This window comes from Bartonella sp. PS7NMGDW (assembly GCF_042193585.1).
Classification (GTDB): domain Bacteria; phylum Pseudomonadota; class Alphaproteobacteria; order Rhizobiales; family Rhizobiaceae; genus Bartonella; species Bartonella grahamii.
Map to the genome: position 1 here is coordinate 1 of NZ_JBHILX010000025.1, position 7,716 is coordinate 7,716.

Consider the following 7,716-nt stretch of genomic DNA (forward strand, 5'->3'; position numbering starts at 1 on the left):
TTGCTAACTTGTGTATCGGAACAGACAGAAAAAAAACGTAAGGGTGGTTCTGTATCTGCTGTCATTCTCTTATCGTTAAAGCATCTAGAGAAAAGCTTCTTTACACCTATCCTAACATACATAAATCATAATTGAGAAAGCCATGAGACGCTGTATATCCCTATCCTTGGCGCAATGTACTATCTGTTTTGAAAGGGACATCTCACATCATCTCTTGGGCCATCTGCTCTAGCACCTTTTGCCGCTTCTAGGATGGCATGTTCTTTGAAGAATTGATGATTTTTGCGATCTCTTTTTGAAATGAGCGTGATGGAGAAAAAGTTTTCTGCGTGAGAAAAAGAAGAGGTGGCTTTTTGCTTTTGCAGCCATCGGTACTGACGTTTGAATGGAAGCTGGCACGTGGGGAGGGGAAGTTATAGAGCGCGTGATCATTAAATTTTATCTCGCTATAGGAATATTGGGTTTTATAAGCTATAGAGAAGGCTATACTGAGGGAATGGGGCGCGCGCGCTTAAGTCTTACTAGATAATCTTCAGAGAACAAAAGCTTGTGAAAAATAAGGGCGTTCTTGTATCTCTTTTGCTCCTTATTCCACATCGTTCAAGAGGCTACCTGTTATAGAGCTAGAACGATATTTTTACCAGAAAGCCATACTCCTTAATCCTTAAAAGATAATACTTCTTCACATCCCCTCCTTTAGCTGTATAGGCTTGGGGCTTTTTTAGAAGCTGTTTTTGTAAAGCTACACCACACAAAAGCATGCTCTTAGAGATCAGCTATGGATGTTTTTTGTCTTTTCAAAGCAGGCGGAACATTCTTGCAGCAATTTTATAATAAAGAAGTTCAGAGGTATCACCGTCTGTGAAAAATTGAGCACTAAATAGCTAATAGCTTGAGATAATGCCTTATAACTAACAGCCTAACCCTTACATAGGGTTTGTTCAACTAAAACTTAAGCTCTGTAATTTTTGCACTTAAAAGGCTCGAAGAAGCTAACCTAAAAGAGGTGCTGCTTTCTTTTACGCTTTTACCTTTCCTTGAACTTAACCACATATCTATGCGCAAGGTGTCTATCTCTGTCCTCTGTACAAGGAGATACAAATTAGATGATTTTTTACCCTACCTTAAATATACTTTTGTGCAAATTACTTTAAAGGTTGTGTTTTGTTTTATTCGAAATGCTTTTATGGAAAGGCTCATTGCGCTAAGAGCAAGGAAAAAAACGTGTAAGATTCCAGTGATAATGAAGAACTTATCGATGAAGTTTATAATCTTATCTTATTTAATTTCTACTAAATCACCATCAAGCACTATAGGATATTCAGTCGTTTGAAAAAAGGATTTTATTTTTTCAGAGCTTGAGGAGCGAATAAATTGAGATTTCTGCATAAAGCAAACATGGAAAAATTGTGATTTATTGATAATGTCTTTTATCAGATAAGAGGATGAGAGGGATGATAAAAGGGCATTTCTCTCAATATTGTAACGTGAATCAATAAACAATAAAACGCCAACACCGTTCTCAAATTGATTGATTATAATGAGTTGAATAGTCTTTCGCCGAAAGAGTGCAACCTTGAAGATTTAAGATATTTGTAAAATCGTGTACAGAAATTGAAGTTCCTATAATATTATAAAAAGTTGGTGTTCTTCCTTTCAGGTGTAAGGTATGGCCATGATAGCCACAATCGCATGATTGATCCTATGCAATATGAACAACATCACCTGTGGCGTGCTCAAGTAATGGTACATCTTCAGGATAAAAAACAGAGACAATTAATTCATCATTTTCAGGATTTGACTTTACTTGAATGTGATCATAAAGATGATAAATGTCACCATCAATCTCGGAACACTGGAATCCTATTGGAGAAGTTTCTTTTGTGGTAAAGCTAAGGGGTTTAATATCTAATTCAGGGATTATGTCTTTTATTTTCAACACAGATTCAGCTTGAAAGGCTTCTCCAAGATAGAATAGGTTTTTTAGACATTTTAATTTTTGCTTCCGAGATATCGTAATAAGTTTATCCGCAAAACTTGGCAGGCATATGATGGTATCGATAGAAAATTCTTCGATAGCTGAACTCAAAGTCTCAAGATCAACCATAGAGGCAAATGGATAATATGTTACTTTGAGTAGTCTACAAATTTCATGTGCAAATAAAAATCCCCCCATAATCCTTTAAGCTGTGAGGCAATTGGCAATAGGGTTTACAGAGCAATCTTTAAAGACCGTTTCGAGCTTCTTTGCTGCAGAGTGTGTTACAAACTCATAATTGAGCCATTTATGGCGAAGTGTTTTGGGCACCCTTGTTGTGCTACTGGTTTTCAAAAATTATATGTGACATTGAAGTTCCTTATTTTTTTAGTTTGCATGAGGCAAAGGCAATAAGCAAAGGCGGAGACACCAACAATTATGCAAAAGGTGAAAGCGATGTGATTGTTGAAATGGCTGATGATCCATCCACTTGTCCATGAGCCGGCGGCTTGGCCAATATTTGAAATAACAAGAATATAACTAAAAAGAACACTGGAAGAGACGGATGCGATTGTTTTCCCTGCTTGATAGTATATTTCTGGAACCATGACAGATTCATAGACACTGTAGGCAATTAACGCAGTCACAGCGGTAAAGACGCCACCTATGAGGAAAAATGCAGCAAAACTTCCCGTAAGCCATAATAGGTAGAAAGTTGATTTATCAGAAAGGCTGAGATGTTTATTGATTATTCCTTGCCAGATACAAATACTGATGCCAACAATTGAAAAGAAAATTCCACTATAAGGGGCGAGATTGCTGTCAAATTTATTGAGAAGTGTTGTGGTGGTGATGAAAATTCCCATGAGGAATGCACAAAGCAAAGCCGTGACCAGCAAATAAGTGATAGAACGATTATGGATTATTGTTTTTAAAGAAGAAAGAAAAGGCTTCTTTATTTTTTTGTTCTTTTCAAGAGATAATTTTTTATGGGGGTAGTGATAAACAATTTGAATGGATAAAACACAAAGATACAAACCAATGAGTGCAAAAAAAGCCATTAAGAAGGTCGATGCGTTATATTTTATGGCACTCGTTGCAACAAGAGGGGCGATAACGACAGCAGCGTTTTGAAAAAAAGAATAGAGAGTTAATGCGCGTTTAAGAGTACTTCCATTGAGATGTTCTGATAAAATTTCTCTCAAAAATGGCTTGGAAATTGCTTTCGAAAAAGCCATTAAGGTAAAAAAGATCAACCATGCAGAAGGTGTAAGCGATAGGATAATGCACACAAAAGCAATACTCCTTAAAATAAAGGCGGTAGCCATTAAGAGTTTACGCGAAAATTTTTCTAATAAACCCGTTGTGGTTACCATGAGAATGCTTTCAAGGATTACTGATCCAGCGAGATAAAAAGCAACATTGGCAGCAGTTATGAGAGAAGAGTTTCCAATCAGAGGGAGTACAAAGAAAAAGGAAAATTCAGAAAGAAAAACTGCGCTATAGATGAAAAAAGGAATTTTATTTTTGCTCATGGAATTTCCATAGAAGTGCTGTTAAATGATCAAATACATTTTGTTGTATCTGTTGAGGACGTCTTATGAGCCCTGTTTCCGCTGAACACATTTCGTTGAAATAGTATCTTTATTGATTTACCGGTCAGTCCACTGCAAGAATATTATTTTTTGTTTTTCTACGATGTTTTTAGAAATATCGAGCATGATCTGGGTTGAGCAACAACACTATGCCTTGGTGTTCGCGCAATAATCGTCAGGTCATTGAGACCTTGATCCCATATCTTCTCTTGATGGTTTTGACTGTTTCTAATCCTATTTGATAACCAACTGACACCCCGCATTTTTGTTTTTCCCCCGCATTCTTGTTACTCTAATGTATCTTTTATGAAGGGGATGTACTAACCGCTCCATAGATTGTCAACATATGAATGAGATGAATGATTTTATAACCTTTTAATGAAATTATATTTTTTTAGTGGAAGGTTATTCATCCTCTTTTAGCGCATGCGTTGATATTTGCCTCCATGGCGTTGTAAAAACCCCTTCTCAACAAGAGTGCGCCGTAATCGGGCAAAGTCTACCGTAAAGAGATTGCATATCTTGGAAACTTCCGTTTCGCTATAGATTTTTTCCTTTTGAAAGGCTTCACCAATTTTTGATAGCATCTCTTCTGTTTCTAAATGGCGGTCGCTTAAATTTTCCCTATTCCGCTCATGTTTATTTTCTAGCATTTTCCACACTGTCTCTTCGGCTTGAAATCCTGCTGTTGTGTTGTGAATAAGTCCAAGATTCAAAAGGCGATTGATGGATTTATGAATGGTTTTGGCATCTGAATCGACATGTTTGAGGATATCAGTAAGATTTTTTGCACCAAGGATAATGGCGGCATAAACAGCGCGTAGTGTCGGGGAGGTCATGGCAGAGATCAGTGAATTGCGGGTATTGCGTTTGTGAAGGGTTTCTTTTCCCATGGGCAAAATATCATTGCGAATGGGAATTTCATTGATTTCTATGAGTTCTGCTTGTAGCGATTGTGCGCGTACAATTTGTTCGGCTGGGGTGCGTTTGCGAATAATCCCCAGACCACCTTGGCGATATTTGTGGTTTTCGGGGAGTGTTAAAGCTTCATAGGAGCCATCAAGCCGGTAGAGAATTTCTTCCCACAAAGGGGTTCTGACACGTCGCACCCGCTGTGCCCCATTAAGCGCAACGGTTGAGGTCATGGTTGGTTCATGCAAACAAAGATAACCACCCGCGGTGATGTGTTCCCAAAGGGTTATAACAAATCGCACATCATCTGCGGGAGTACCAGCATCAAGCCAAGCAAAATCTATTGGTCCCCAAGATTTGAGCGTTTCATCATCGAGAGAGAAGAAATTCTCATGGATAAATGTTACCATGTCTTTTTCAATACCGTCTTGAAGCAGTTTTTGCCATGCTTCTTCTGCTGATTGACCTTCGACTGTAAAATCATCAATTGTGATAAGCCGAGGTTCGTAATTTTCAGGAATCCCTGAAGGATCAAGTAAAGCTGTACGTTCTTCCCAAGTGGAGGATTCTAAAAGTTTTTTATCTTGTTGCCATGATAATTTCGCTTTTTGAAGTGCTTTTGCGATAAAGCGCGTACTATCACCAGCACCGATTTCAATGACTGTGCGCGGTCTTGCCATTTGAATAAGTGCATAAATGAGCTGTGCACTATTTTCTGTTCCCATGCCAGGTCTTATCAGCTGCATCTTTTTACCCTTATAATTTTACCAATCGTAGCATTCCTGCTTTTACAAAAAACTTTATTGAATCCTCTATAGGGTGTTGAATGTGCATTGGTGTGGTGGCTTGCGTCAAGAGATGTTTTGTTTTTTCATGAAGACGGATTGTACGCCCATTGAGTTGATTAATGGCAAGAGTGCCAAGAGAAGAATCTATGATAATACATGTTGGCTCTCGTAAAAGAGCGGTTGCATCATTTTCTGAAAATGCTTTTTGATCTGTTTCGATGAGACCGTGTCGTAGCAGTGATATCAAAAGACTTCCAGAGGCAAGAAGAGTACTATAGAATTGTATTTCTCTTAGTGATTGGACAAGGCAGCCTTCACGAAGTGCTTCAAATGTGGGAAAGTCGAATCCGCCAAATGCCGCTCCTTTTGTAGAAACAATGGTGATGGGTTGTATTTGCCGTTTGCCAATGAGTGCTGGTTTGTTTTTTATTATTTGTACATCTTTTGCCCATTGAACGCGTGATAAAGGATTGAGTTCACTTGGGTATACAGCGAAAGAATTGATGGCTATGGGCGGCGTTGGTTTTTGCAATTCAAGCGTATGGATGTTTTCATTCAAGTCATGTTGCATGGTGTCTGCAAGTTGCCATACATAACCGCCTGTTCCATTGTAAAAGTTTAAGCCTATAGGGTCTTGTTGCATGATGTTATCGTTTTTTTTTACTTTAAAATATCAAGTTTTTGGGAGGGTTATTAGTTGCTCTACATTAAAGAGTGGTTTATCAAAGTCCTATTGGGTTGGTATGGGGTTGCATGGGATACAACGATTTGATAGGGATTTTATTGGGATTTGATAGGGCGGTGATTGTCATGTCCTTTTGGGGTGTATGGTTTGCTTGAGAAAAACGCCTCGTCCACTAACCATTATCAAATTCTCTCTGTTTCTTTTTTTGTACGGCACTGTTCACAATAAAACCTAATATGCCTGCGATCATTGTGGCGATGCCAATGATAAACAGTGTGCTTTGGGTATGATGCACTTTTACAAAGCCGGCTCCTAGAAAGCCAAGGCATACGGATGTCTGTATGATGAAGATATAGGCAGGCATTTGACTGTTTCGTTGTTCTTTGGGGATGGCTTTCATCATAAAACTTGCCATTAAGGCATTTTGCACACCATTGGCACTCCCAAGGATGAAAAATGATAGCATCATCAGCCATGTGAAGTTTGTTAAGGAAAAACAGAAAATTGCAAAGCCAATGGTTGCGGCAGCTAGTGATGCTCCAGCGGCATTGCCAAAATGGTGGAAAAGATTGGAGAAGCAGAGTGGACCAACCACTAAGCCTAGGCTTAGCATACTTGTGATCACCCCATAGGTTTCAGCGCTTAAGTTGAGATCGGTACGAATGCGGACAATCGATAAGACGTTGAGAGCAGAGGTGAGGATGATGGTAATGATGAGGGGCGCAAGAGCATAGACGACATTTTTTTTACGCAAGAGACCCGTTAAATCTAGCCCTTTTTTGGCTTGCTGTGTTGTGTTTGTCGTTTGTGTATGAAGTTTGAGACTTTTAAAACAGAAGAGAGTGATAAAGGTAGCAAAAAGAACCATGATTGAAAGTGCAAACAATCCTTTTTGCCCGTTCGATAGACCATACAACACACCCCCTAGGAGTGGTCCGGCAATATAGCCAAGATTACGAACTGTTTGGATAACGCGATTGATACGGTCTAATTGCTGATCATTTTTTGCGAAGTCAGGTACCGCAACAAGAATAGCGGACCAAAAGAGTGAACCAGCACAACCTAGTGCGAAAGAAAGGGCAATATAAACCCAAAATTGGTTTGCGATTGCAGCTGCGGCTATGAAAAGCGCTTCAAACAATAAAACAATGGGTACTGTTCGCGCTGGTTGGAAGCGATGCAAGAGGCGTGGTGCAATGGGTCCGGCACAAATTGCCCCGATAAGCCCTGCAAACAGCAGCATTGAAATAGAAGCTGTGCTTTCTGCTAAGTGTAGAGCAAATGTAACTTGTGCTGTTTCATCGGCAAAGCTGCTAAAGCCTAAAACGAAAAAAAGCCCAGTTTGGGCGAAAATTATGGATTTTTTCTTTGTCACAATGCTCCTCCCCAAGAGGTTATAAGGTACAATTTTCTTCTACGTGTTTATGGTATATCCCATGCTTTGTATAGTTTTTCTTGATGATCAGTTGAGAAAGGAAGTTTTCAGAGCTCTCTTCAAAACAAGCACAATGCCTATTGGCAGTGATGAGCAGCTCCTTATGTTTTTTGAAAGGGGAATATTGAAGGATTATGGGCTGGCGAAATTTTCTGATATGAGAGACAATGATACAAAAGGGCAATCAGAAAATTTCACAAAAAAGCTGCACTATGCGTGCAGCTTTTTTTGTGTTTGCTTTAGAGGTAGACGTTTTAAAGCATGAAAGTATCCTTACGGCTTCTGTAACCATAGTAGCCAAAAACACTGGAAATAATGGCACC

5 protein-coding genes are annotated in these 7,716 nt (G+C 39.1%); all 5 read right to left on the reverse strand.

All coding sequences use genetic code 11. The annotated features are described in order from the left end of the window. Positions 1-1,702 precede the first annotated feature (1,702 nt). Positions 1,703-2,176 (reverse strand): hypothetical protein, encoded by a 474-nt coding sequence (locus ACFIKJ_RS08220; RefSeq protein WP_375670458.1) that lies wholly within the window; start codon positions 2,174-2,176, stop codon positions 1,703-1,705. Positions 2,177-2,328: 152 nt separating this feature from the next. Next, positions 2,329-3,513: an MFS transporter gene (locus ACFIKJ_RS08225; protein WP_375670459.1), complete on the reverse strand. Its 1,185-nt coding sequence runs from the start codon at positions 3,511-3,513 to the stop codon at positions 2,329-2,331. A gap of 479 nt (positions 3,514-3,992) precedes the next feature. Beyond that, positions 3,993-5,231 carry a DUF2087 domain-containing protein gene (locus ACFIKJ_RS08230; protein WP_375670460.1) on the reverse strand — a complete coding sequence of 413 codons (1,239 nt, stop codon included), beginning with the start codon at positions 5,229-5,231 and terminating at the stop codon, positions 3,993-3,995. Positions 5,232-5,241: 10 nt separating this feature from the next. Next, positions 5,242-5,916, reverse strand: coding sequence for a hypothetical protein (locus ACFIKJ_RS08235; protein WP_375670461.1), 675 nt, complete (start codon positions 5,914-5,916; stop codon positions 5,242-5,244). A 214-nt stretch (positions 5,917-6,130) separates the two neighbouring features. Further along, complete coding sequence (locus ACFIKJ_RS08240; RefSeq protein WP_375670462.1) at positions 6,131-7,333, reverse strand: MFS transporter; 1,203 nt, start codon at positions 7,331-7,333, stop codon at positions 6,131-6,133. Positions 7,334-7,716 lie beyond the last annotated feature (383 nt).